Genomic DNA, 25,270 nt, shown 5'->3' on the forward strand with positions numbered 1-25,270 from the left:
TTATGGAACAGTCATCTCTCGCATTGATTTTAACTGCAACTTCCATCGGTTTCATTCATACTATACTTGGTCCCGACCATTACATACCTTTTATTGCGATGTCAAAAGCTGGTAACTGGAGTAAGAAAAAAACTATTTGGATTACCACAATTGCGGGAATCGGGCATGTACTTAGTTCTGTAGTTCTTGGGATAATTGGTATTGCTTTGGGAATAGCTCTCAGCAGTCTTGAGTTTATTGAGTCATTCCGTGGTGACCTTGCAGGCTGGCTTCTTATTACTTTTGGATTATTGTATTTCGCGTGGGGAATCCGGCATATTTATAAAAGCAGACATCACTCGCATGCACACTTTCACGAAGACGGAACATTTCATACGCACAGCCACAATCATTCAGAAAACCATGCTCACGTTCATGACAGTAAAAAAGTAAACTCAATTACTCCGTGGATTATATTTACAATATTTTTATTCGGTCCTTGCGAGCCGCTTATTCCGTTGCTGATGTTTCCGGCAATGAACCATAGTGTGTTAACTTTGGCTTTTGTAACCGTGACATTTTCAATTGCAACAATAGGGACAATGCTTTTGGTCGTAACCGGCAGCTTATACGGATTAAAGATTTTTTCATTTGAGGGTGCCGCAAAATATTCTCACGCAGTTGCAGGCGGATTGATTTTATTGTGTGGAATATCGATTAAGTTTTTAGGGTTGTAATGCTGTTATTTGATTCTGAGATTCATTCCTATTTAAATGGTTTACTTCTTCTTGAATCGGGAACTCAACTTTGAACTCACTTCCCTTTCCAAGCTGACTTAAAACTGAGATATTACCGCTGTAGTGTTCAACAATTTCTTTTACAAGATTTAACCCGAGTCCTGTTCCGATTTGTTCAGTTTCTCTGGCATTTTTACTTCTGTAAAATTCCTCAAATATTTTTTCAATATCCTCCTTTGGAATTCCAATACCTGTATCCTTAACAAGAAATCCGTAAGTAAAATCACCAATAAAAGTTTCAACAACTACTTTCCCACCTGAAAGAGTGTATCTCAGCGCATTACTTACAAGATTGCTGACTACTTTTTCAAATCCATTAACATCTATCCTGATATTAAATTGAACCGGCAGATGATAATATTCCAGAAAAATATTCTTTTTATCAGCATAGGGTTTGTGATGATTCACGATTCCATTCAACCATTCATCAAAATCAACATTTTCAAATACAGGTTTTTCCATTCCAAGGTTGTATTGAGTAACAGTTATCATTTCCTTTATCATATCAATAACCTGTGAGGATCTCCGTTCCGCTTTGAATACCATGTCTCTTACTTCTTTTCTCAGATCATCAGCAAATAAAGTTTTTACAACATCAAGCGTACTTTGAATTGCAATCATCGGCGACTTTAATTCGTGTGCAGCAAACCGGAATGTTCTGCTTCTGTCTTTAATAGCTTTTTCAAGCTGAACATTTTTTTCGTCAATAATTCGTTTTAGTGCCCTGTAACCATTCATAAAGTAATTAATGATATAAACAACGGCAAAGTTTGTAATGTAAAATGCAATGAGTGAAGTTATTATCAAAGCTAATGATGCCGGTTCAGTCCTAAGTAAATATCTGTCAACCATAAAAAGATGTTCGAGAACTGTCCATACAGTCAAAAGCAGAGCAGCAATAATCGCATTGAAATATGGAAGAAATTTTCCGGGAAATATAATACCCGAAAGTATTACCTGCACGAGATACAGAAAGTAGAATGGATTTCCTATTCCACCCGAATAATGAATTATGAATGAAATGAAGAACAAATCAACTAGTATCTGAAGTTCAAGAAACGCAAGTTCCTGGTATTCATTTTTAAAGGGAAAATATCTTGCAATAAAGAAAAACAAAATGTTAATGATAATAAGGGTAACAGCTATGCTGGTTATTTCAACGAAACCGATTCTGAAACCAAACATTTCGTCGGCAACAGGAACGCAAAAAATCAGGGAAATAATTGCAATCCACCGAATATTTGTAAGCCATGCTAATCTTTCTTTCAAGGAAGCTACTGTATGGAAAGGCAGCTTTACACTTCCGGATGTTCTGAGATCAAACCTGAACATTGAAGAACTCGTCGAGTTTTGATTTAACAGTTTGCGATATTCCTTCATTCAAGCTTGTCGAAAGAGGTTGAATTCCAATGAAGATAAAATCCATTTTCTGATTTTTTAATAAATAATTTTTTACGATATTGATTGAAAATGCGTGTGTACTGAAATCCGTTTGTTCAATTTCTTCTTCGGTAAAATATTTTACGCCTCCGGGTTCATTATTGGAATGTGCCGCATCGACAAACACGACAACCTGAGGTTTGTGATTAAGAATTGTTTCTAAATGATTCTCAGGATTTCTTCCTGCTATGATGAATTGAGATTTCTGAAATTCTTTTTTTGATTTAAGCCTCTCTACGAATTCTATTCCCGCACCATCATCACCGCGATATTCGTTACCTAATCCTACAAATAGAATTCCCTCTTTATTGTAGTTCGAAAGATCATCTGTTAAATGCGTAAAATTCATCTTCAACAACAATTTTATGACGGCATTTCGGACAAACTTCTTTTATCTGGTCTTCCCTTCTTATTCTTGACTTTGCTTCTGACGGTTCAAGTTCAAAAAACTCTCTCTGTATATTCAGTAAAAAGTTTGGATGCGCATAAGCTTTTGCTCCAAGTCTCTGTCTTATCCATTTGATCTGATCCATAGGTGCGATGATAGAACCACAAACTTCACAAAGAAGAATTTCCTTTTCAACTTTTTCAAGAATGTTCGGATCGTTAATATCCATTGTGGAAAATGAGTATTCGGTACTGAGAATTACTCCTTTCTCGGTGATGCAGTGTTCCTCGCACTGTCCGCAATGAATGCATGATGCATAGTTAATTTGCAGCGTCCTTATTTTATTATGCAAATAATCTGTTACTGTAATTGCCCCGGCAGGACAAACCTGTGCGCAGGTTCCGCAACCGACGCAGTCATTGCTATGATATCTTGGAAAACCTCTGAATTCTTCCTCGGGTTTGAATCCATCAGCCGGGAATCTGGTAGTATATGGTTTCGAAAAGAAGGATGTTAACGCCTCTTTTATTTCTCGTATTTTGGGAAGATACATATTGCTGCTCCAAACTTTTTGATTTTAGACTTCCACTTCTTCTTTTAAAGTTTCATCTTTCAATTCTTTGTCTTCTTCATATTTATCAACAACAGATATTTTTGCTAATGGTATTTTACTTCGATGAGCTGCTCTTGATACTGCATGTGCTGCTGTTGGTGCAGCAAGAACAATGAAGATAATTCCAATTAAAGCTTTGAATCCAAAGCTTGTAAATCCCTGCATTACGATTACGCCAAGCAAAATCCCCATCGAGCCGAATGTAACACACTTTGTTGCCGCCTGAAGTCTGTTGTAAACATCCGGAAGACGAACTAAACCAAGAACTCCTAAAAAATCAAATATTATCCCGATTGCTATTAAAACAATTCCAATGGTATCAGTCATCTAACTGCCTCCCTTCAAGAATTTTTGAAAAGGCAAGTGTTGCAATAAGACTAAGCAAAGCCCAAATAAGTCCCACATCAATAAAAAAAGATTCATCATAGTATAAGCTTAGAAGAGCCGTTAGTCCGATAATTAAAACGCCGAGTATATCCACAGCCACAATCCTGTCAGCTGCCGTTGGTCCAATTATTACGCGTATCAAAACCAATAATGAACTGAACAGGATTACATTTATAAACTTTAGCATTAAGTCGCCTTCGTAAATGAAGAAATTAAAATAAAAGAAAGCAGCGAAGATGATTAGTCCAAGTGTCCATTTCAGAATTTTCATTCAAATACCTCCATAAGGCTTTTCTCAAATTTTTCTGATATTTCTTTCGTGGCAGCTTCAGTGTCCTGTGCTTTTACTTTAATCCAATGAATGTATAGTTCACCTTTTTCCTTATTAACATCAACTGTCATTGTTCCCGGTGTTAGTGTTATTGAATTAGCAAGGACTGTGATCGCAGAATCTTTTTTCAACTTTGTTTTAATTTTAACAATTCCCGGCTTTATAGGCAGCAATGGGTGAATAACAAGATATGCAACTTCAAGATTCGCCTTAATCATTTCCCAGAAAAACTTAGGAATGTATAGAAGAAAATGCAGAAACCTCTTTACCGGATGCTGGCTTTTTGCAGTCGTTACTAAAAAATGTCCCGCTAAAAAAGTAATCAAGAGTGAAATGCCAATACCTATCAGTGCTTCCTGATAATCTTTTATATCAGTTAAGGCAAACCAGACAAGCAAAGCAAATACAAATACTATTATTCTGCTTTTAGTTTTAATTTCCATGCATACCTCCAAGAACAAGCTGAATGTATTCTGTTTTATCCGTAATTACTTTAACAACCGGATCAAGTGTTACTTCTTTAATTCCGGGAACGATCATCAAACTTGTAACGATACATAGAACTGCGAGCGTTATCATTGCAGAGTTCATTCGCCATCCTATTTTATTTTCTACTGCTTCAACTACTGTATCTCCCTTGAATCCATATCTCTGAACTTTCATAAATGAAGCAAGCGTTAACAAGCTTCCAACTATTGCGAAGATCGCATACCATGGCAGACCAGCCTGTAATGCAGCAATTATTATAATTAACTTGCTGAAGAATCCGTTGAACGGCGGTATTCCGGAAATCGAAAGCGATGCAATCAGAGAAGTTTGTGATGTTGTCGGTAAAATCTTCATCAGATTTCCCATCTTCCTTAAATCACGTGTTCCAAGCGCCATCTCAACAGAACCAGCATTATAAAATAAAAGTGATTTGAATATTGCATGATTAAATAGATGAAATACTGCGCCAAGAATTCCAAGCGGCGTTGCGATTCCCATTCCAAGTAAAATATAACCAATCTGACTGATGCTGTGGTAAGCAAGCAGTCGTTTCATATCCCACTGACCAATTGCGAGGAAGACACCGATAATTATCGAAATAGTTCCGAGTACTAAAAAGATTTTCATGAATATTTCTGGAGCGTTAAAGACATTATAGAAAATTCTGATGAGCACATAAATTCCAAGCGCCTTGATCAATACTCCAGAAAGCATTGATGAAATTGGTGCCGGTGCAGAAGAGTGAGCATCGGGAAGCCATGCATGAAAAGGCATAGCTGCGGCCTTCAATCCAAATCCTGCAATGAATAATGCACCAACCCAAAAAATAACTTTAGAATCTACTGCCGGAATTAATTCAGCAATCTTTGCCATGTTAAGATTGGATGTGGCGCTGTAAAGAACTGCTATTCCCGCAAGAATTAACGTCGATGAAACGGAACCCATTACAGCATATTTAAATGATGCTTCAAACTCCTCTGCTCTGCTTCCATAGGCTACGAGCGCGAAAGCAGAGAAAAGAGCAATCTCCATAAAAACAAAAAGATTAAAAAGATCACCCGTTGCAATTACACCATTCATCCCTGTAACAAGCAGCATGAATAAGGCATAATATCTCCAGTCCATGGAAAGATGCCGGATATATTGAACGGAGAAAATGAGTGATGTGAATGAGATAATGCTTACCATAACCAGAACAAATGATGTAAGTGCATCTTGTACTAAAACTATTCCATATGGAATAGGCCAGGCACTCATTTCATAGGTAACCACCTGCTTATTCATTGTTATAAATGAATAAACCGAAAGTATTAACATAGCAGTTACAGAAATAACACTTAGTATCACTGCCCAGTTATCTTTTTTCCCGGCAATTAGAGTAATTAAAAATGCTGCAAGGAGGGGGATTATTATATAGTAAGGAAGTATCATCCTTTTAACCTCCTAATCTCAGTTATATCGAATGTGCCATATTTTTCAAAGAGTTTTATTGCCAGTGCTACAAGCATTGCAGTTGTTCCGAGCTCAATAACAATTGACGTAAGCACCAGTGCTTGAGGTAACGGATCAACCATTGGTTCAACGGCTTTTCCTTTTGCTAGTATCGGATAAACTGAATCATTTCTGTAAGCAAATAGTATAAGCAATAGATTTACTGCATAACCAAGAATTCCAAGCGAAAGAATGATCTTTATCAAATCTCTTTTAGTAAGAACACCATAAATACCAACAAGAAGAAGTGCAAAACAAAGAAGATATACGATCATAACTCATTCTCCTTTCACGGCTTTTGAACCTGCCAGAACCCATACTACAAGGAAGAGAGACATTCCGACTTTGATTCCAATTACAATGTTTAGCGGAAGGATTGTGCCTGAACTTATCAACGCAAACAATTCTCCTTTTGTCATGAAGTTCGCAAGGAAGGCGCCGCCTATCGATAAACCAAGGATTCCTATTACCAGAAATAAAGTAGCACTTGCTGCTTCAACATCATGAAGAAAACTGATGTTAAGCCAGTCCGAAGTAAATTTTCTTCCGTATGCAAGCATCACATTCAGAAAAGCAAGTGCAATGATTACGCCTCCCGCAAATCCCCCTCCGGGTGAAAGATGACCGTGGAAGATTATATAAATTCCGTAAAGCAAAATCATCCACACACTTATACGTGTAACGGTTTTCACTATTAATGTCATACCACTATTTTGATGCATGACTTAACTCCGAGTTATCTTTTTTCGATTTGGATTTTATTCTGAGTATTGTAAATGCCCCAAGTATTGCTGTGAACAGAACAGTAACCTCTCCTAGAGTATCGTAAGCTCTGTAATCAAGAATGATTGAGCTGACAAGATTTACCGCACCGGTATCTTTAGCACCGTTATCGAGATAGTATTGAGAAGTTGTCATCAGCGGTTCTCCAAAAGGAGGAAGTAGTTCAAAAACAGAAATACTGAAAATAAAAATTGCAGCAAGTGTTATTACTGTTATTCCGGCAAGAACTTTATTTATTGTCGAAGGTTTTTCTTTGTGGTAATCTTTCTTTAAAAATGCTCTCACAAGAATTATCACCGCAAAAATTTCAAACAGGAATTGAACAATTGCCAAATCAGGTGCCTGAAGGAAAAGGAAAGACAGTGATACTCCCAAACCAACAACACCAATTGCAACAATTGAGGAGAGGATGTCCTCCATCTCAAGAGCTGCAATTGAAGCGATTATCATTACGATAAGTATAAATATTAACCAATACTCAACAGGCATTTAATCCTCCGGAAAAACTTTTTATTGTTTTTGTCATCCTGCACGAAGTGAAGGATCTCAATCTTTTATTCGGAGATTCTTCGCTCGAAGACTCGCTCAGAATGACACGTGCTATCTACACCACCAGCATTATTATCAGAAAGCCAATAACCATATAAAGAACATAAAGCTGAAGCTGACCGGGATGTGCTTTCTGCAAGTATCCCGAAAATGAAAAAGTAAATTCTCTTCCCATCTCATAAAGATCGAAATACTTTTTCTCAGCATAATTATAAATTGACTTAAGCAAAGTGAAATTTCTAACTTCATTATAAAACTCTGTCCCTGCAACACGGAATTTTTCCAATGCAGGCATTCCTCCAACGTAAACATCATCGTATCTTACTTTTGCTGTGAGTCCATAAATCAAAATCCCGACAAGGAATGCGACAACAAATAATAGAATGACAATTATCGGGTCATATAATCCAACGAATGATGGAATGCTCATACCTGAAGCTTCAACAACAGGATAGATGAAATATTTGAGTGGCAGAGCCACGGCTAATATTCCAAATACAACACATAATGCTGATAACAATCCGGTTGATAACCACTGATTAGCTGGAGCTTCTTTTATGTCTTTGTATATATCAGGACGTCTTCCAAGGAATGCTGCATGCAGGAATTTCATAAAACTTGCGAGTGTTAATGCACTTCCGAAAACGGCAATGATTATGCACACAAGAAGCCATAACTGATAACCGGCTCCAAGTGTTGCTGTTTTTTCAATCAATCCCTGGTAGATCATCCACTTCGAAAAGAATCCATTGAATGGCGGAATTCCAGAAATGGACAGTGCACCGATCAAAGCCATCAGAAAAGTTATCGGCATATTTTTTCCAAGTCCGCCAAGATAATCAAGCTCAGCTGTTCCCGCTCTCTTTTCAACAGAACCAAATGAAAGGAATAAATTTGATTTATAGATTGTATGATTTATCATATGGAATAATCCACCTGCAAAAGCAAGAACACTTCCGCTTGCGACTCCCATCACCATATAACCAACCTGACTTACTGCGTGATAACCTAGAAGTCTATATCCGTTATGCTGGATCATCGCCATCATTACAGCAGATATTACTGTTAATGCACCGATAGAAATTAAAATCATATTTATTAATGGGTAAACGACGAAAAGTGAAGTGAGCATTTTTGCAAGAAGAAATATTCCGAGCAGCTTATCTAGCGACGCAGGCAGAAATGCGGCGCTTTCAACAGGTGAGTTCTGACTGAAATCAGGTACCCATGTATGGAATGGAAAAGCACCTGCTTTTGCAAAAGCTGCAATTAGTAAAAAGACAAATGCGATGTGAGCATATTCTCCCTGTAATGGAATTTGCGGATTGTTAAGTGACCATCCGGTTGCAGGAGAAAGCAGCCACATTATCACCAAACCCATCAGCAGAAAAGCATCACTTCCACCAATAATTATAAATGTTTTCTTAGCAGCTTTTGGTGCGTCGAGAGTTTTGCCCATTGTTGCGAAAAGATAAAGTGTTAATCCGCTAAGCCCCCAGAAAATCAAAAATGAAAGTGCGTGCTCACTGAGAACAACTGCATTGCAGAATGAAACTGTTATTGGATAAAGGAAGAAAAATCTTTTCTCTGAGTTTTTATCTAATCCATTAAGGGAGAAAATCAGAATTATGAAACTAAGTATTTGTATGAATGCGACAACAAATAAACCTAATTGGTCTAATGAAAAAATTATTTGTCCGAAGTAAGCAAAAGAATCCATCGGTCTTTGATAGAATAAATAAACCATCACAAGTCCGAATACAAGAGCGAGGAAAGTTAATCCTTTCCGCAAGACTGCCGGAAGAAAAAGATTAACAAATCCTACAGAAAGAGGAATTATTAAAAACAGAAAAAGTTCATTTACTATCATTTCATTTGCCTCCTGAGCTGTTCTGTTTTTTCACGTGAGAGGTTAAGCAGATTAATCTTGTATGGTTCATTATTCTTGTCGCGTATTTTTAACGATCGTTCAGTGCAGCAATAACAAGGATCAACCGCCGCCAATGTTATCAATGCGTCCGCAACTGGTATCCCTTTACACGAAGCTTTGAACGTTGGAATATTTACATAACTTGGTGCTCGAACTTTGTGCCGAACAGGTCTGTTCGTACCGTCGGTCCTTACATAATGAAAAACTTCTCCACGTGGTGCTTCGTATCTTCCGATTCCTTCACCGGGAGAAATTTCTTTCACATTATTTCTTATCCCGCCATTTACTGTTTTCAGTTTTTCAAGACACTGCTTGCAGATTTTAATTGATTCAAATGTTTCAAGAAGTCTTACAACTGTTTTATCAAATACATCCCCATTTTCAGTAACAATTATTTTGAAATCAACAAGATCATAAGCATCTGTCGGTTCATCTTTTCTTACATCAATTGGAACTCCTGAAGCACGTGCAGTCGGACCAACTGCACAAAAATCAATCGCATCTTTTTTTGTAAGAACTCCCACACCCTTTAATCTTGATTTTAAAACCGGATCATCAGTGGCTGCTTTGGCTATCATTTCAATTTTCTTTTCAATTTCATCCATTACCTCGAACAATTTGTTTACTTTCGATGGATCAACATCTTTAGCAACACCGCCCACTCTCATCATTCCATAATGATTTCTGTTTCCTGAAATTATTTCAAACATCTGAAGAACAGGTTCACGGTATTTCCATGCCCACATCCACAATGTATCATAGCCGATAAAATGTCCCGCAAGGCCGAGCCATAAAAGATGACTGTGAATTCTTTCAAGCTCACCAACAAGTGTGCGGATGTATCGCGCTCTCAAAGGTATTTCAATATTATCCACGTCTTCCATTGCATGAACAGCTGCAAGCGGGTGAGATGTTGAGCAGATTCCGCAAATTCTCTCCACCAGATACAGTGATTGCGTAAATGTCTTCGACTCAGAAATAAACTCGTGTCCTCGATGCATCCATCCGATTTCCAGATCAATATCGACAACTGTTTCACCATCAACCTGAAGAGTGAAATATTCTGCTTCCTCAAGCAGCGGATGATACGGACCAACTGGTATTACATTTTTATCCATTGCTTCTCCATTTTCTAAGAGGCACTTTAATATTTTGTGGATGATTTCCGGTTAAAAGCGGTTCTGGTCTTGGATGACCTTCAAAAGTTATCCCGAGCATTTCAGACATTTCTCGTTCTATCCACTCGGCACCGCGAACTATTGGAGTTAGAGAATTCATCTTGGGATTTTTTTTGTCCTTCATTACAACACGAGGACAATAATATTCTCCGGTTTTATCGAGTGAGAAATGATAAAGAACTTCAATTCCTCTGTATGTTTCAGTTGCTGTTGCAGTTGATAATCTGCATCCGAGTTTATTAAAGAGATGATCTGCAACTTCTTTTATATTCTGATTTTCAACTTCAAAGTAGAGTCTTTTTTCCTTTTCAACTTTTGAAACGATTTTGTTTCCCATTAAGGAAATAAATTCATTGTAATTATGCATTTAGGACTCCAACAAGTTTAACAACTCCTTCGATCATCGCCTCTGGTTTTGGCGGGCAACCCGGTATATAAAGATTTATCGGGATGACATCTTCACGTTTCTCAACAGTGTTATAGCTATCCTTAAAACAGCATCCGGATGCAGGACAGGTACCTACACCAACTACAAAACAAGGTTTAGCCGCCTGCTCGTAAATCTTTTCTACCTGCGGTGCAACTTTCTGATTTAACACTCCGCTCAATAGAATTACATCTGCGTGACGAACTGAACCGACAAGCTTTATTCCGAATCTTTCAATATCATATTTCGGGGTGAGCAGATCGAGTATTTCAATATCGCAATTGTTGCACGGCGATGCACTCATATGATAAACCCAGATGGATTTCGCAAGTCGCTTATTGTACCAACTCATATTTATCCCTTAAAGATTTTTTATTTCCTCACTTCATTAAAGAACAGTTTGTCAGTCTGAGCCTGTCGAAGACTGACATCATTTTATTTAATCACACTTCGACGAGCTTAATATCACATAAAAGATTGCTTCGTCATCCTGTCAATCCAGGACTCCTCGCAATGACATTCTTTTAGTATCCAAATACAGCCAGCACTATTGCAATCAATGTTAAAGGTGTTGCATACTTCCAGAAGAAGTTTAGTGCTGTGTCAATTCTAACTCTCGGATTTGTGTTTTTGATGATGATCATCAACACGACAATTAATAAATATTCGAGAACGCTCCACAAAATTTCTATTCCATTAAAACTGAATCCTCCCCAGAACAACAAGACAAGCAGGAACGGAAAAACTACATACATCATAAAATGATTCAGCTTCCAGAAACCAAGCGGCGGACCACTGTATTCCATAAATGGTCCTTCAACAATTTCTGTTTCAGCTTCAGGAATATGAAATGGAGGTAATGTCATCTTTGCCTGAATGCACAGCAAACCAATTATAAAAGCAATTATTCCAGAAGCAGAACCGATAAACATTCCATCTGCCTGAGCAGCTAAAATATTTCCAAGATTGATCTGGTATCCTGATTTGATTATCGGAACAAGTAAAACCAGAATGAATGCAAGTTCATCAGCAAGCAGAAGTTTTATTTCTCTTCCGGCACCAAGACTCGAATAAACATTTCCAGATGCAGATCCGCCAAGCACAACCATCACAGAAAATATCATAAGCAGATACATTATTACAATCAAGTCTCCACCGAAGCTGATATTAAAGAATAGTGAAGTTCCGACAATTGCAGAAACAAGAACAAGCATCGCAAATGAAATAAACGGTGCGACTACAAACATTGATTTAACGCCGTCTTTTACAACTATCGTTTCTTTTCCAAGCAGCTTAAAAAAATCATTAAAGTTCTGAAGGAATGGCGGACCAACACGATACTGAAATCTTGCTGATACTTTTCTGTCAACCCAGCCGACTGTTAATCCAAGTATTGCTGTGAATAAAAATCCGGGAAACACGAGCAGGTAAAAGAATAATTCAAAGTTCATAATTTGCCCTCCTTATTCAGCCAGCTTGGAGTTCTAACTGCCAGATGATTTCCAACATAGAAAATATTTTGCTTATGATCTTCAACTACTTCTTTCATCACAAAAGAATTTGCCGGTGCAGTTTGAACACAGGCTGGTTCATAATCAGGATTTTGCTCAAGCTGATTCAGACAATAATCGCATTTTGAAGTAACATAGTTTATAACTTCAGGAAAGATTGTTCCAAAGGGACAGGCAAGCACACAGCTTTTACAACCGACACAGCGCATATTATATCTTTTTATCATTCTGTTTTCCTGATGCTCAAGTGCTTCCTTCGGGCATGCATCGATACAGAACGCTTCTTTACACTGTCTGCAATAAGCAGAAAACTCAGCTACTTCGAGGAGACTGAATGCACCGTGATTTTTTTGATGGAACATATATTCACAGTGAATGTCTTCCGCATTAACATTTGAGTTCATCAGCATCGGGATATCGATGTATAATCTTTTCAATCCCATATTGCCTCCTCATTTTTAATCTGATCATAAGTGAAGACAGGTCCATCTTTGCAAGCATAATAACCACCAATAACACAATGTCGGCATTGTCCGAATCCGCAATACATTTTCTTCTCCATCGATAGATAAAGATTTTCTTCTTTGTAACCGTACTTCAGCAAATCAAATGTTCCAAACTTCATCATAACTGGAGGTCCGCAAACAATTGCAGGGTTGCCATCAGGCTTCATATTAATTTTTTGCAGGAGCTTTGTGACCAGACAGACATCTTCTGCCCACTGTTCACCTGGAGGAACTTCATCCACAGCGCGTATGAATCTAACGTTATCGTATTTTCTCCATTCACTAACTTCATCTTTGTAGATACAATCTTTAGGAGTTTTTGCACCGGCAAGAAAAGTTATGCTGTTATAATCCTTATTGTCATGGAGCATTGTTAAGAAAAGAGAACGAAGTGGTGCAAGTCCGCAGCCGCCGCCAAGAATTAAAACATCTTTCCCTTTAAATTTTTCAAGAGGATAATTCGAACCGAACGGACCGCGTATTCCAATTGTAGCACCTGCGTGGAGTTTATGTACCTGTTCTGTTAAGAATCCGGTTTTCATAATTGTAACATCCATATCATCAACAATGTAATGAGATGAGGACGGAGTAAACGGACCTTCACCAATTCCCGGAATTCCAACTTCTATGAACTGTCCTGTTTTAAAGGTAATTGGTTTCTTTGGTTTAAACCTCAATGTTCTTATCAGAGGTGATTCCTGAATCACTTCATAAACATCTGCAGGAATAACTTCATACGGATTTTGCATAAAACTTCCTGGAAAATTTTTTTAGTTTACTTCCTGAGCTACAGAGCTAACATTTTTAACAACCTGACGAAAATCAATTTTTGCTGCACAAGCTTCAGTGCATCTTCCGCAGCCTGTACATCCAAACTCACCAAAGTTTTTGTACATATAATCAAACTTGCACAGATATCTGTTCCTAAATCTTTCGGTCATTTTTGGTCTGGGTGTTCCACCACCTGCAACTCTCGCATAACCGTACCACTGACAAGAATCGTATGACCTGACTTTAATAAAATCCTTGTCCGTTGACTCATCATTAAGGATCAGGCAATAACAGGATGGACATATATTTGTGCAGGCACCACAGCCGATACATGCTTCAGAGACTTCTTCCCAACTTTTATGTTCAACTTTTCTGATTTCAGAAAAATCACCTGAATGTGTAAGATTATTATTTTTTTCAATAAGTCGATTAAATACTTTTTCACGATTTGCTTTTACAATTTCAATATCAGAAACAGTTGAATTAGCAACCGTAATTTCTTTTTTCATCAGTTCTACAAATTCCTGGCTGCGCTCCGAACCAATCTGGATAAAATAATTTCCACCAATCACTGACAGGTTTAAATCAAATCCATTTTCAGGAAAAGGATGACCATTGACAAGATTGCAGCTGCATGTTTCGTGTAGATAATCACAATCTGAAGAAATGATAAGTGAGTTGTCTCTCCATTGTTTGTAGGCAGGATCAACAAATCCACTTTGCAGCATGGCTTTATCAAGCAGGTGAAGTGCTTTCAGATCGCAGGCTTTTACACCAACGATAACTCTTTTTAGGTTTTTGTTTTTAATCGGATAAACTTTTTCGCGGAAAAGATAGAAGAGAATTTTTATCGGGTCAATTGTTCTGAAGAAATCTAAAAATAGTATTTTATTTTCTTCAAAGCGCTGGAAATGAAAGGATGGATTTTCATCATCGGATCGTGCACGGTAAGGAACAATAACTTCGTTGATGTTGCCCAAACCATTATTTACTTTTTTTAGGAAGGAATGGAAATCATTTTTATTAACTATCATCAATCCTCCTCCTGTCTGTTGATAGTTTGAACAAGACTATAATTCCGTTAGCTATTCGGAAATCTGTTCAAGACTTTGCAATTAATTTTTAATTCTACTCATCAAACTTATCTGCTGGAATTTCGAAAAACAACTAAAATGTTTCGAATTTAGCTCATAATCAGCATTTTTTAGCAACTAGCAATTAATAATAAATGGGTAACGATCATTCCATTTCTTTGAGATACAGCCCCAACTTCAGGAAGTTCATTAAAGAATTCATACAATATTTATTTTCAACTTTGTTCTTTCTTTAAAGTGAAAGTGAATTTGATTACCTTGATAAAAAATTTTAAGATTATTTTGACAATTCAAATTTTTTGGACTGAATGACAATTCCTGCTGAAATAATTCACGCTGCAATCAATAACGATATTCTGAAATTACTTATTCAGATTACTGTGTTGCTTCTTACTGCCCGAATATTTGGTGAGATTTCTCAGAAAATCGGCCAGCCGGCAGTGCTCGGTGAAATTCTTGCCGGTATCGTTCTCGGACCTTCTTTGTTGGGAAACTTATTCCCGTTTATTCATGGATGGATTATACCTGCAACTGAAATGCAGATCAATCTTCTTGAAGTTATCACATTAATCGGTGCAATTTTCCTTCTGCTGATAACAGGTCTTGAAACTGATCTTGTACTAATTAAACATCATTCAAAGAAAGCTGCTGCAACTGCATTCGGTGGCTTAGTGATACCCTTCTCTGCAGGTTATTTTTTCAGCCAATATATCCCGGATCATTTTCTAGTTGATCCGTCTCAAAGAATAATCTTCGGTTTGTTCCTTGCAACTGCTATTTCACTTTCTGCAATTCCTGTTATTGCAAAAGTATTGATTGATTTAAAACTTATCAGGCGAGACATCGGACAGATAACAATTGCCGCAGGTATGATTGATGATACAGCAGCTTGGATACTTTTATCAATCGTTTTAGGATTAATCGGAGGGGAGGCAATTACTGCCGGTACAATTGCTTATTCGTTTGGTAAAGTAATATTATTTGTCTTGCTTAGTTTTTATTTCGGTAAACTACTTGTTAAGTATTTTATTTCATTCACTCTAAATAAAGTATCATCCCGCGATAAAATTCTGACAGTTGTAGTTGTTTTTACTTTCACGCTTGGCGCAATTGCTCAAGCCATCCATCTCGAAGCAGTACTAGGAGCTTTTGTTACAGGAATTATTTTAGCTCAGCTTCCATCAATTCCAAAGGACTCGATAGAAAAAATCGAAAGCATTGCATTTGGAATTTTTGCACCGATATTTTTTGCAGGTGCAGGATTAAAAGTTAATCTTCTCGATTTGTTCAGAACTGATCTTCTTCTTATTGGTGCAGCTTTAATTGTTGTAGCTATCGTAAGTAAAATTTTAGGAGCTTACTTAGGTTCAAGACTTTTAACAAAAGCAGATCACTGGACTGCTCTTAGCTTTGGAGCTGGTCTAAACGCAAGAGGTGCGATTCAAATTATTGTCGCAACTATCGGTCTTTCATTCGGTATTCTATCACAGGAAATTTATTCACTAATTATCATAACTGCTGTTGTAACATCTCTGATGGCTCCAGTTATGTTAAGATGGACGCTTAGCCATGTCAAACCAGAAGCTGATGAATTAAAAAGACTTCAACAGGAAGAACTGCTTCGTGATAATTTACTTGTAAGAGTTCATCGTGTCCTCCTTCCTGTAAGAAGTAGGGAAATGAACAAGGTTAGCTTATCAAAAATGATTGAAGCTCGAATTCTTGAAAGAATAGGTAGAAAAACTTCTCTGGATGTAACACTACTCACTATCTCTGATGAGAGAGACAAAGCAGAAAGTCAGCAGTTTCTCAATACGCTGTCCGCGTTCTTCAAAAAATTTCCCGTAACAAAGAAGATAGCTGAGAGTAAAAACACATTGGAGAGCATACTTGAAGAAGTAAGAAAAGATTACGATCTGCTTATAGTCGGTGCGACCGAGAGACAAAAAAATTCCGATATGCTTTTTAATCCGATTGTAGATAATCTTGTAAGACTTTCACCCTGCCCGAGCATTGTTGTCCAAAGCAGTAATGTTGCAGAGGACTGGAGACCAAGCAGAATTCTTGTACCAACGAACGGCAGTCTCGCATCGAAAAGAGCCGCTGAAGTTGCTTTTGGAATTGCTTACCACGATCATGATCAGGTTCACATTCTTAATGTTGTTGAAAGTAAGGACAATTTTGCATCATTGGATATTGAAGGCACAGTTACGGAAAGAAGATTATCTTTCGCTTATCAGATTGTTGATGAATTGAAAAAACTTGGTGAGTCACTTAACGTCAATACATTCACTGAAGTTGAAATCGGAGAAGACCCTGATAAAGTAATATTAAAGATGTCCCGTGAAAAGAATTTTGATCTGATAATTTTAGGAACCGATATCAGACCGGGAACAGATAAACTTTACCTTGGTCCCCGTGTCGAAAGAATATTAAATAACTGCACTTGCCCTGTTCTCGTTGTTAACGGTGCCTAAACAGTTAACTTAGATAATGAGTCAATAACATCTTTTCCAAGATCAATCGAGAGAACTTTTCTATTATTATCTATCAACGCCTGCCTGTCGCCTAATGCTTGTGCTTTAATAAGTGTTCCAAATGAAATTGATGATTCGTCTTTTCCTGCTTCATCCTGTATTGGTACATCTTTTCCAATTTCTGAAATGAATTGAATAAAAAAACCATTTCCACCATCGCCTTTATGCAATTGACCGGTTGAATGAAGAAATCTTGGTCCGTAACCAAGTGTAGTAGCTACTTTATACTTCTGTAAAATTTTCAATCGCAATTGCTGAAGCTGCTGCCAAGTTTTGTCATCAGGTTTCAAATAAGCCTGAATTGTTACGTAGTTCTTTCCGCTTTTCAAATCAGAAAGAAAAGATGAAAGATTGTTATCATTATTTCCTGTGCTCAATTCAGGTAGTTTTCCTTTCAGTTGAAATTGTTTCACCATATTTCTTGCAATTACTTTTGCAGATTCAACATTTGGTTGATCAAACGGCTGCACACTCATAATGTAACCGGCAACAGCTGTTGCAAACTCCCACCTGAAAAATTCAGAACCGAGCTGGTAAACGTTTTTCATCTCTATTTCAATTAATGGAAAACCAGCAGACTTGATTTGACTTACGTTTTCATCAAATGAATTGTCTCCTGATAGTCTGATATAAACAAATATTCTGTCCTTGCTGTATTGATTAACAGATACTGATGGTTCAAGATCAACAGGAAGAATTCCTTTGCCATTTTTACCGGTGCTTTCGGCTATAAGTTGTTCCAGCCATCCACCGAGATATTGAATCTTTGGCGAAGTGATAAATGTAACTTTATCAACTCCCGAAGCAGCAAGAGAACCAAGAATTACGCCAAGCATTACTCCGGAATTCTTTTCAACAGATATGAGTATACTTTCACTTTCCATCTTTGAAGCTTCATTAAATAACTTTTCGATATCGACACCGATCAAAGCAGCCGGTACAATCCCGAAAAGCGATAGTGCAGAAAATCTTCCTCCGATATCAGGATCATTTAAAAATATTTTCCTGAAGTTCAGTTTTTTTGCTGTCTCTTCTAATCCACTTCCCGGATCGGTAATCGCAATGAAATGTTTTGAAGCACTCTCTTTACCAAGTTTTTTCGAAATGCTTGTAAAAAAGTATTTCATAAATGACATCGTCTCAACTGTTCCGCCGGATTTTGTGGAAACAATGTAAAGTGTTTTATTCGGATCAAGTTTCTTTTCATATTCCAAAATTGCTTCGGGATGTGTGCTGTCCAAAACGTGGAGGTCAAGAAAACCTTTTTCAACTCCAAATGTTAAACGAAATACTTCGGGTGCAAGGCTGGAACCGCCCATTCCCATCAACAGTGCATTAGTGAATCCTTCGTTTCGGACTTCATCTACAAAAGATTTTATTTCAGGAAAAGATTTTCGCGTAACCTTCAAACAATCAAGCCAGCCAAGCCGGTTTGAAATTTCTTCCAGTGAATTTCCCCAAAGCGTAAAATCTTTTTCCCAGATCCGTTCTATAATTCGTTCACTTTCCAGCTGATCAATTTTTTCTTCAATAATCCCGGAATACGAACCTAATTCGTATTTCATACAGTAACCTCTGCCTTAATCTTTTTTACTTTCTCTTTCAGACTTCCGAGAAGTGATTCGAAGGAATCAGAAAAGGATTTTACTCCGTCAACTAAAAGTTTATCGGTGATTTTATTGATATCAATTCCAAGTTTCTTCAATTCTTTAAGCTGAGATTTTGCTTCATCAATACCTTTATTTAATGTCAGATCAACTTTACCGTGATCGATAAAAGATTGTATGGTATCCGGCGGCATTGTGTTTACAGTATCAGGACCGATCAGAGTATCCACATAAAGAAGATCGTAATAATCGGGATTTTTTGTACTTGTACTTGCCCAGAGAAGTCTTTGCTTTCTTGCACCTTTAGCTTCAAGCTTTTTCCATCTTTCGCTGTTGAACATCTCTTCGGAAATATCAAAAGCAATTTTTGAATTTGCTACCGCAATTTTTCCTAGAAGCTCCTTATTCCCTTTTGATTGAAGCTCTTTATCAACGGCTGTATCAACACGGCTGACAAAAAATGATGCAACTGAGGCATGCTTACTAATATCTCCGCCCGCGGCATCGTACTTTTCCAATCCGGCCATGAATGCTTCGACAACTTTTTTATAGCTATCAGTACTGAATATTAATGTTACATTCACATTTATTCCGGATCCAAGCACCTCAGTAATTGCCGGCAGTCCTTCATCTGTTCCAGGAATTTTTATCATGATATTTGGTCTGCCTAAAGCTTTAAAGAGATGTTTTGCTTGTTTGATTGTTTCTTCAGAATTGTTAGCAAGAAGTGGATTAACTTCAATGCTAATGTAGCCGTCGAGACCGTCTGTTTCATTGTAAACTTTTCTCATTTCGTCTGCAGCAATACCGATATCTTTCAATGCAAGCTTTTCATAAATGTCTTCAACAGATAATCCTTTTAAAACAAGACGTTTGATGTCTTCATCATAGTCTGAACTTTTCGAGATTGCTTTATCAAATATTGTAGGATTTGAAGTCATCCCTCTTAAACCCATCTCTCTCAGCTTTATCAGTTCGCCGCTCGTTAACAGTTTCCTGCTTATAAAATCAAGCCATACTGATTGCCCAAGCTCTGCTAATTTATTTAACTTACTCATAGTTTACCTTTATATGATTTTTTATAGTTCAACTTTTTCAATTCAAATTGTTTATTTAAAGTTAATGATATTTTAGATGAATGATATCTTTCGCTTATCCAATAATACCGATGCTTCTTTATCAATATAGTAATGCAAATTTCCGCTCAGCGGATTGATAAATTCAGCCGGATATATTTTTTTTCTCTCCTCCAATATTTTTTGAATAATGCCTGACTTACTTTCTCCAGTAACTAAAAATCTTACTGCATCAGAGTTATTTATCACTTTACCGGTTATGGTAATTCTTTTTTGTCCGGTTGAAGGATGAATTGCGACATCACAAACTTTATCAGAATCCAATAAATATATTTGATCAGGAAAAATTGAAGCCGTATGTCCGTCTTCACCAATTCCAAGCATAACTAGATCAAATTTCGGAAATCCATTTGCTGACTCAATGATTTTCTCAATTTCTCCGGTATATCGTTTTGCTTCAGTCTCCGGATCATTTTCGCCTTTTATCCGATGAATATTTCCCTCCGGAATTTTAATTTTATCAAGAAGATACTTTTTCGTCATTCCAAAATTGCTTTCATCATCAGTGGGAGGAACACATCTTTCATCGCTCCAGAATAAGTGCAACTTCTCCCAGTTTATCTTTTCTTTGTAATTAGATGCGAGTATTTCAAAAATAATCTTCGGCGTACTCCCACCGGAGAGAGCGATAAAAATTTTTGCTTTTGTACTGCTCAGCTTGTGTAACTCCACGCAGAAATAATTTGCAAGCTCTGATTTACTCTTAAAAACTTTTATCATCGTCTACAGTTCACAATAAATTCCATCGCCTTCAAGATTTTTGCAGGGATAACGCCAGGTCATGTTTTTTCCTTCAATCATTTCATCGGCTTTTTCAGGACCCCAGGTTCCTGCAGGATATCCATAAACAGGAATGTTATTATCATTTTTCCAAGCTTTTAAAATAGGATCAACAAATTTCCAGGCAGCCTCAACAGCATCAGCGCGTTGATACAATGTCGAATCACCGATCATACAATCATGTAGAAGACGTTCATAAGCTGTCGGCAAATATGCGTTAGAAAGGTCTGAATAGTGAAAATCCATGTTTACATTTTGAATGTTGAATCCCTGTCCCGGAACTTTCATACCGACTTTAAACAAAACTCCTTCGTCTGGCTGAATGCGAAGAATCAACTGGTTACAGGAATTAACCTGATCCTGATTCGAAAAAAGAAAATGAGGAGTTCGTTTGAAATGAATTACAACCTCGGAAACCTTTGTCGGCATTCTTTTGCCTGTTCGAATGTAAAATGGAACACCGCCCCAGCGCCAGTTATCAATAAATAATTTCATCGCAACGTACGATTCAGTTCGTGAATCTTTTTCAACACCTTTCTCTTCACGATAGCCGGGAACTTTTTCCCCTTTAATAGTTGCAGAAGTATATTGTCCTCTGATAGAATATTTTTGGATATCTTTGCCATTAAATTGCCTGAAAGACTGAAATACTTTTACGATCTCATTCCTGATTGCATTTGATTCAAAAGAAGAAGGCGGTTCCATTGAAATAAGACCCGTAAGCTGCAGCAAATGATTCTGAACCATATCTCTCAATGCACCGGATGAATCATAATAACCGCCACGGTTTTCAATTCCAATATTTTCTACCGAAGTAATTTCAACATGATGAACATAGTTCCTGTTCCACAAAGGTTCAAACACACCATTTGAAAAACGAGTGACTAAAATGTTCTGCACTGTTTCTTTACCAAGGTAATGATCAATTCGGTAAATCTGTTCTTCTTTAAAATATTTTGATAACTTTTTATTTAATTCCAATGCCGACTCAAGATCGTATCCGAAGGGTTTTTCAACAATAAGCTTTTTCCAGCTTCCATTTTCACTATTGCTCAGTCCTACTTCTCCAAGTAAACATGGAATCACACCATATAATGAAGGCGGAGTTGAGAGATAGTAAATGAAATTTCCATCTGTTCCCAAATCATTATCAAGCTTCACAAGATGATTTTTTAATTTCTGGAAATCCTCTTTGTTCTCAGTGTCTACAGATATGTATGAAAGCTTTTTCAGAAATTCATTTACTACCTGCTCATTATCCTCTTTATAGTTGGCAAATTTTTTAATTCCAGCTTTCATCTTCTCTCTGAATTTTTCATCAGATAAATCTGTCCTGCTTGCACCGATCACAGCAAATTTTTCCGGTAATAGATTCTGCTTGTGTAAATCATAGACGGCTGGTATTAACTTTCTGAAAGTAAGATCACCGGAAGCGCCGAAGATTACGAGAATGTGATTATCAGGTTTTTTCATGATTAAACTTTATTAGTCAATTGTCTGCTTTTTTAATTGCGTGTCCGCCGAACTGATTCCGCAGTGCTGCCAGCATCTTCATTGCGAATGATTCATCCTGACGTGATTGAAATCTATTGAATAGAGATGAGGTGATAATATGAGCCGGTACATCCAACTCAATTGCTGTCTGAACAGTCCATCGTCCTTCCCCGCTATCCTGAACATAGCCTTTAATACTTTCGAGCTTTGCATCATCAGCCAATGCAAGATGAGCCAGCTCAAGAAGCCAGGATCGTACGACGCTTCCATACTGCCAGACTTTAGAAACAGCAGTCAGATCAATATTGAATTGTGATTTTTCCAGTATCTCAAATCCTTCAGCATAAGCCTGCATCATTCCATATTCAATTCCATTGTGAACCATTTTGACGAAATGTCCGGCACCAGATTCACCACAATAGAGAAAACCATTTTCAGGAGCGAGGGATTTGAATATTGGTTCACAATAATTCGTTGCGTTTTTGTTACCTCCATACATCAGACAATATCCTTCTTTCAATCCCCAAATACCGCCGCTCGTTCCGCAATCGATATAATTAATTCCTTTCTGCTTACAGAGCTCTGATCTGGATATGGTTTCTTTAAAGTAAGAATTTCCTCCGTCAATAATTATATCATCTTTTTTCAGATGAGGTAGCAGTGCATCAATATTTTCATCAACAGGTTTTCCTGAAGGTACCATTAACCAGATTACTTTTCTTCCTTCAAGCTTATTGACAAGATCTTTAACTGATTCAGCAGTATTTGCGCCGAGTTTTTCGGCTTCTAATATCTGTTCTTTTGATCTGTTATAAACAACGATCTCATGATTATCCTTTAAAAGTCGGTGGACCATATTCAATCCCATTTTGCCAAGCCCGATAAATCCAATTTTCATCTGAAATTCTCCGAAGTATTATTTGTTAGTTTTTATGTGATAATAACTAAATAAAGTTAATGAGTAATATATTTGTAATCAATTTAAAAGATGTTCAGTATTAGTATCAATAAAAGGGAAAATGAGACAATTTAAAATTAACTTTTTAATGCTTCTGCTGGTTTGGATAATACTTGCGGTAATTTTTGGAATTTATGATCTGGATATTTCAAAGCAGTTAGTAAATCAGAACTCAGCTTGGGCAAAATTTCTTGAAGATTACGGAATGATTCCCGGTATTCTTGTAATTCTCAGCGGAATATTTATTTACTATTCATTCATAAATCAGCAAACGGGCATCTGGCCATATTTCCAGAAGGTAGTTTTCTTTTTAGTAAGCAACGGATTGATATTTTATTTGTTTGATATTCTTCTCGGACAAGCAGTATCTGATCATTTAATAATTTTTTTAAGCATCGCCTTTGCGATAAATATTATCATCTTTATTGTTTTGCATTCGAAAACAGAAGTGCAGAATGTAATTGCAATCAAGTTTGCAAAAGTAGTTGTGGCTGTAGCTTTGTTTGGATATGTAATTTGTATTCAGATTGTGAAATATCTTTGGGGAAGAGTCCGTTTCAGAGAACTTGATGCTGCATTCTCACAATTCACTCCCTGGTATTTACCTCAAGGATTTACCGGATTTGATTCTTTCCCTTCAGGTCATGCAGCAATGGGATGGATACTTCTGCCATTGTTAATTCTTCTGGTAAATAAAAAATCTTGGATAAGATATTCGGTGCTATTTTTGATTTTAATATGGGCAGTTGTTTTAGCTTCCAGCAGAGTTGTAATTGGTGCACATTATGCTTCCGATGTTTTGTTCGGATCGTTCTTTATAATTTTGACATTCTTAATATTGAACAAAAATCCCAAATATCAATCATCAAATAACAAATAAATTCTAAACACAAAATCTCAATATTTAAGTTCAGAAATTGTTTATCGGATATTAAATATTATTTGTGATTTGATTTTTGTGATTTGCTAATTCGAAACATTAATTTCTTTTACTCTTCCAGTACTCACGATATTTATCTTGTGTCACTAACCCTATAGGACCTTTATAGATTCCACCATCCATAAACCCATCGTAAACACGAACAGCTATCGTATTTTCTTTTCCGGGAAGTAAAACATTATCGGGGATGTAATATCCGCGTATTGTAATCCATTCATAATTCTGGTTGAAGTTTGTCGGAACAATGTCAAAACTCCAATCACCGGTTGAACCAATGAGAGTACCGTTGACAAAAGTTTGGTCAATGTCATCTATCATTCCAAGCATAAGAACCATTTTTTGGTTTGCATATTTTTCAGGCAAAGTAAACTTCATTCTGTACCAGGCAAATCCATTATAATCCTTAAATCCCTGAGTTTCCCAGAATGCGGGGACGAATATTTCTTCCCAATCTTTATCATTATAGTCAGGATTTTTCCAATCGCTGATATCACCAATACTAATTTTCCATGTTCCTCTCAGATCAATATCAAGATCAAGATAAGCAACTTGTCCTACATTTTGATTGATTGGTGAAAGTCCAACACCCCCTCTGACGATTCCACCGCCAAGCTGAGCATCGTAAACACGGATCGCGATTGTGTTCTTACCTGCTTTTAAAATTTCTTTTGAGATATAATATTCACGGTATGCATCATACGCTGTAACGTACTGTGGTGGAAATCCACCAGACATTCCAATTAGTTTTCCATTAATATAAGTTTGATCAACATCATCAATGAATCCGGCATTTAATACAAAATTATTTCCGATCAATTCTTTCGGGATTTCAAACGTTTTTCTGTACCAGGCATATCCGTTGTACCCGTGGAAACCCTGGTCTTCCCACATAGCAGGCACTTTTATTTTTTCCCAGCTGTTGTCTTCAAAATCCGGTGAAGCCCAGACTGAATCATCACCAATTGAGAATCTCCAGTTGCCTTCGAGATTAATAAAGTTTTTATCAACAGCACTTTTGATTTTATCAAACTCATTAAAAAAGGCTTGAGTGTCAAACTCCTGTTGATTATCATTTTCTGACTTGCAGCCAGTTATAACAAATAATATTACCCCAAGACAAACAAATATTTTTTTCATTATGATAAAGATTTTAA

27 protein-coding genes are annotated in these 25,270 nt (G+C 37.0%); 3 read left to right on the forward strand and 24 right to left on the reverse strand.

All coding sequences use genetic code 11. The annotated features are described in order from the left end of the window. The first annotated feature begins 2 nt into the window (after nt 1-2). Nucleotides 3-716, forward strand: coding sequence for a sulfite exporter TauE/SafE family protein (locus tag IPM14_10620; protein MBK9098545.1), 714 nt, complete (start codon nt 3-5; stop codon nt 714-716). On the opposite strand, the gene IPM14_10625 is transcribed toward IPM14_10620, so the two are convergent. The 18 genes from IPM14_10625 to IPM14_10710 all read right to left on the reverse strand — a co-directional run bounded on the left by IPM14_10625 (nt 705) and on the right by IPM14_10710 (nt 14,604). Next, nucleotides 705-2,108, reverse strand: coding sequence for a HAMP domain-containing histidine kinase (locus IPM14_10625; GenBank protein ID MBK9098546.1), 1,404 nt, complete (start codon nt 2,106-2,108; stop codon nt 705-707). The two genes, IPM14_10620 and IPM14_10625, sit on opposite strands and share 12 nt — an antisense overlap. After that, complete coding sequence (locus IPM14_10630) at nt 2,095-2,565, reverse strand: hydrogenase maturation protease (GenBank protein MBK9098547.1); 471 nt, start codon at nt 2,563-2,565, stop codon at nt 2,095-2,097. The genes IPM14_10625 and IPM14_10630 overlap by 14 nt, the downstream gene beginning before the upstream one ends. After that, a complete protein-coding gene (locus IPM14_10635) occupies nt 2,540-3,157 on the reverse strand; it encodes a 4Fe-4S binding protein (protein ID MBK9098548.1) in 618 nt (205 codons plus the stop codon). The genes IPM14_10630 and IPM14_10635 overlap by 26 nt, the downstream gene beginning before the upstream one ends. Before the next feature lie 24 nt (nt 3,158-3,181). Continuing rightward, nucleotides 3,182-3,544: a Na+/H+ antiporter subunit G gene (locus tag IPM14_10640; GenBank protein MBK9098549.1), complete on the reverse strand. Its 363-nt coding sequence runs from the start codon at nt 3,542-3,544 to the stop codon at nt 3,182-3,184. Then, nucleotides 3,537-3,875 carry a multiple resistance and pH regulation protein F gene (locus IPM14_10645; protein ID MBK9098550.1) on the reverse strand — a complete coding sequence of 113 codons (339 nt, stop codon included), beginning with the start codon at nt 3,873-3,875 and terminating at the stop codon, nt 3,537-3,539. The genes IPM14_10640 and IPM14_10645 overlap by 8 nt, the downstream gene beginning before the upstream one ends. After that, complete coding sequence (locus IPM14_10650) at nt 3,872-4,378, reverse strand: Na+/H+ antiporter subunit E (protein MBK9098551.1); 507 nt, start codon at nt 4,376-4,378, stop codon at nt 3,872-3,874. The genes IPM14_10645 and IPM14_10650 overlap by 4 nt, the downstream gene beginning before the upstream one ends. Further along, nucleotides 4,368-5,855, reverse strand: coding sequence for an NADH/ubiquinone/plastoquinone (complex I) (locus IPM14_10655; GenBank protein MBK9098552.1), 1,488 nt, complete (start codon nt 5,853-5,855; stop codon nt 4,368-4,370). Before IPM14_10655 ends, IPM14_10650 begins: the two co-directional genes overlap by 11 nt. After that, nucleotides 5,852-6,190: an NADH-quinone oxidoreductase subunit K gene (locus IPM14_10660; protein ID MBK9098553.1), complete on the reverse strand. Its 339-nt coding sequence runs from the start codon at nt 6,188-6,190 to the stop codon at nt 5,852-5,854. Before IPM14_10660 ends, IPM14_10655 begins: the two co-directional genes overlap by 4 nt. 3 nt (nt 6,191-6,193) lie before the next feature. Then, nucleotides 6,194-6,637, reverse strand: coding sequence for an MnhB domain-containing protein (locus IPM14_10665; GenBank protein ID MBK9098554.1), 444 nt, complete (start codon nt 6,635-6,637; stop codon nt 6,194-6,196). Continuing rightward, on the reverse strand, nt 6,624-7,187 hold the full coding sequence (locus tag IPM14_10670; protein ID MBK9098555.1) for a DUF4040 domain-containing protein: 564 nt from the start codon (nt 7,185-7,187) through the stop codon (nt 6,624-6,626). Before IPM14_10670 ends, IPM14_10665 begins: the two co-directional genes overlap by 14 nt. 115 nt (nt 7,188-7,302) lie before the next feature. After that, nucleotides 7,303-9,117 (reverse strand): hypothetical protein, encoded by a 1,815-nt coding sequence (locus IPM14_10675; GenBank protein ID MBK9098556.1) that lies wholly within the window; start codon nt 9,115-9,117, stop codon nt 7,303-7,305. Beyond that, complete coding sequence (locus IPM14_10680) at nt 9,114-10,295, reverse strand: nickel-dependent hydrogenase large subunit (GenBank protein ID MBK9098557.1); 1,182 nt, start codon at nt 10,293-10,295, stop codon at nt 9,114-9,116. Before IPM14_10680 ends, IPM14_10675 begins: the two co-directional genes overlap by 4 nt. Beyond that, complete coding sequence (locus IPM14_10685) at nt 10,288-10,722, reverse strand: NADH-quinone oxidoreductase subunit C (protein ID MBK9098558.1); 435 nt, start codon at nt 10,720-10,722, stop codon at nt 10,288-10,290. The genes IPM14_10680 and IPM14_10685 overlap by 8 nt, the downstream gene beginning before the upstream one ends. Next, nucleotides 10,715-11,134 (reverse strand): NADH-quinone oxidoreductase subunit NuoB, encoded by a 420-nt coding sequence (nuoB, locus tag IPM14_10690; protein MBK9098559.1) that lies wholly within the window; start codon nt 11,132-11,134, stop codon nt 10,715-10,717. Before nuoB ends, IPM14_10685 begins: the two co-directional genes overlap by 8 nt. A gap of 172 nt (nt 11,135-11,306) precedes the next feature. Beyond that, nucleotides 11,307-12,233 carry an NADH-quinone oxidoreductase subunit H gene (locus IPM14_10695; GenBank protein MBK9098560.1) on the reverse strand — a complete coding sequence of 309 codons (927 nt, stop codon included), beginning with the start codon at nt 12,231-12,233 and terminating at the stop codon, nt 11,307-11,309. Then, nucleotides 12,230-12,730 (reverse strand): 4Fe-4S binding protein, encoded by a 501-nt coding sequence (locus IPM14_10700; GenBank protein ID MBK9098561.1) that lies wholly within the window; start codon nt 12,728-12,730, stop codon nt 12,230-12,232. The genes IPM14_10695 and IPM14_10700 overlap by 4 nt, the downstream gene beginning before the upstream one ends. Beyond that, the gene (locus IPM14_10705) at nt 12,727-13,548 is read right to left on the reverse strand and encodes an FAD/NAD(P)-binding protein (protein ID MBK9098562.1); all 822 of its coding nucleotides are present in this window, start codon (nt 13,546-13,548) and stop codon (nt 12,727-12,729) included. Before IPM14_10705 ends, IPM14_10700 begins: the two co-directional genes overlap by 4 nt. A 21-nt stretch (nt 13,549-13,569) precedes the next feature. Further along, the gene (locus IPM14_10710; GenBank protein MBK9098563.1) at nt 13,570-14,604 is read right to left on the reverse strand and encodes a 4Fe-4S dicluster domain-containing protein; all 1,035 of its coding nucleotides are present in this window, start codon (nt 14,602-14,604) and stop codon (nt 13,570-13,572) included. A 368-nt stretch (nt 14,605-14,972) separates the two neighbouring features. Here IPM14_10710 and IPM14_10715 point away from each other — a divergent pair, with 368 nt between their 5' ends. After that, nucleotides 14,973-17,141, forward strand: coding sequence for a cation:proton antiporter (locus IPM14_10715; protein ID MBK9098564.1), 2,169 nt, complete (start codon nt 14,973-14,975; stop codon nt 17,139-17,141). Here IPM14_10715 and IPM14_10720 read toward each other — a convergent pair. From IPM14_10720 to gnd, 5 genes are all read right to left on the reverse strand, one after another. Next, a complete protein-coding gene (locus tag IPM14_10720) occupies nt 17,138-18,766 on the reverse strand; it encodes a glucose-6-phosphate isomerase (protein ID MBK9098565.1) in 1,629 nt (542 codons plus the stop codon). The two genes, IPM14_10715 and IPM14_10720, sit on opposite strands and share 4 nt — an antisense overlap. Beyond that, nucleotides 18,763-19,866 carry a transaldolase gene (tal, locus tag IPM14_10725; GenBank protein ID MBK9098566.1) on the reverse strand — a complete coding sequence of 368 codons (1,104 nt, stop codon included), beginning with the start codon at nt 19,864-19,866 and terminating at the stop codon, nt 18,763-18,765. The genes IPM14_10720 and tal overlap by 4 nt, the downstream gene beginning before the upstream one ends. A 72-nt stretch (nt 19,867-19,938) precedes the next feature. Next, the gene (pgl, locus tag IPM14_10730) at nt 19,939-20,664 is read right to left on the reverse strand and encodes a 6-phosphogluconolactonase (GenBank protein ID MBK9098567.1); all 726 of its coding nucleotides are present in this window, start codon (nt 20,662-20,664) and stop codon (nt 19,939-19,941) included. Between the two features lie 3 nt (nt 20,665-20,667). Further along, a complete protein-coding gene (gene zwf / locus IPM14_10735; protein MBK9098568.1) occupies nt 20,668-22,197 on the reverse strand; it encodes a glucose-6-phosphate dehydrogenase in 1,530 nt (509 codons plus the stop codon). A 16-nt stretch (nt 22,198-22,213) separates the two neighbouring features. Beyond that, complete coding sequence (gnd, locus tag IPM14_10740) at nt 22,214-23,116, reverse strand: decarboxylating 6-phosphogluconate dehydrogenase (GenBank protein MBK9098569.1); 903 nt, start codon at nt 23,114-23,116, stop codon at nt 22,214-22,216. A gap of 121 nt (nt 23,117-23,237) precedes the next feature. On the opposite strand from gnd, the gene IPM14_10745 reads away from it, so the two are divergent. Beyond that, nucleotides 23,238-24,056 carry a phosphatase PAP2 family protein gene (locus IPM14_10745; protein ID MBK9098570.1) on the forward strand — a complete coding sequence of 273 codons (819 nt, stop codon included), beginning with the start codon at nt 23,238-23,240 and terminating at the stop codon, nt 24,054-24,056. A gap of 99 nt (nt 24,057-24,155) precedes the next feature. Here IPM14_10745 and IPM14_10750 read toward each other — a convergent pair whose 3' ends face one another. After that, the gene (locus tag IPM14_10750) at nt 24,156-25,253 is read right to left on the reverse strand and encodes a glycoside hydrolase (protein ID MBK9098571.1); all 1,098 of its coding nucleotides are present in this window, start codon (nt 25,251-25,253) and stop codon (nt 24,156-24,158) included. Nucleotides 25,254-25,270: the final 17 nt, after the last annotated feature.

It is taken from the genome of bacterium (assembly GCA_016716565.1).
GTDB lineage: Bacteria > Bacteroidota > Ignavibacteria > Ignavibacteriales > Ignavibacteriaceae > IGN2.